This window comes from Pantoea sp. EKM103V, assembly GCF_011800365.1.
In the GTDB taxonomy this organism is placed as follows: Bacteria; Pseudomonadota; Gammaproteobacteria; order Enterobacterales; family Enterobacteriaceae; genus Pantoea; species Pantoea anthophila.
In genome coordinates, this window is the sequence record NZ_JAALFQ010000034.1 from 1 (window position 1) to 885 (window position 885).

The following is an 885-nucleotide window of genomic DNA, read 5'->3' on the forward strand; positions in this document are numbered from 1 at the left end:
ATGGCGCAGCAGGTGGCAGACACGGTACGGGACGGCGCGCTGCCGCTGCCCTCATTCCGCGCGTGGATAGCGGCGAGCCACATCGTACACGACCGCTTCGGCACGGCGGGCGAGGTGGCGTGGGGCAGGGCAAGCAGCCTGCTGGCAGACCGCCTTGCCGCTGACGCCGCACAACAGGCAGGAGATGCGCAGGACAATCCGCAGGCGTAAAAAAAGCAGGCCGGAGCCTGCTTTCTTCACGGTCACCAGTTCGCGCTGGCGGCCTCATCAAAACCAACCAATGGGTAGTAGATATGAATTTTGACGCACAAATCGTCGCACATGCCACCGCGTTTGTAAACGCCCTGCGCAGTGAACGACCGGCACACGTGCCCGCCATGCCGTTTTCGCTGTGGCAGCAGTTCATGACCACCGTGAAGAGCCAGCTGGAGGTGCAGCCATGAGCAGCATGATCGTGCAGCCGCATCCGGCCGGTGCGGCGTCACCGGTGACGCATGAGGATATCACCCTCGCGCTGGGGCGGTACTGCCTGATCCGCCTCGACAACGGGGCCGAATCCTTCTGGCACAACGGGCACTATATCTGCGAGGCGGACGGCGCTGCCGCAGAGGCCGGGGTGGCCGATATCGCCCGGCTTGCCGCGCGGGCGGGCGGTCAGTCGCTGCGTCATGCTGAGCTGCCGGTGCCGGACGGAGAGTGGTGCTGGTCTGATATCGCAGAACGGCTGGCCCGCAGTGTCCTGACCGAAACGGTGCGCGCGTCCGGCATCGTGACGGGAAGCGAAACGCCGCAGGGCCGGGGCGTCCATTTCTGCGATCATCCGCTGCTCAGCGGTGACAATTCGAACCTGTGGTTTCCGGTCGGCAGCGGGGAGGGCTGGTTTGA

Annotated in this window: 2 protein-coding genes and 1 pseudogene; all 3 read left to right on the plus strand. The window is 65.2% G+C overall.

Going from position 1 to position 885, the window contains the following annotated elements:
* Positions 1-210, plus strand: a pseudogene (locus HFD97_RS21985) (hypothetical protein); the annotation flags it as partial.
* A gap of 83 nt (positions 211-293) precedes the next feature.
* Complete coding sequence (locus HFD97_RS21990; protein WP_167432554.1) at positions 294-443, plus strand: succinate dehydrogenase flavoprotein subunit; 150 nt, start codon at positions 294-296, stop codon at positions 441-443.
* The coding region (locus HFD97_RS21995) for a hypothetical protein (RefSeq protein ID WP_167434917.1) at positions 440-885 on the plus strand (446 nt) is incomplete at its 3' end. The genes HFD97_RS21990 and HFD97_RS21995, both read left to right, overlap by 4 nt.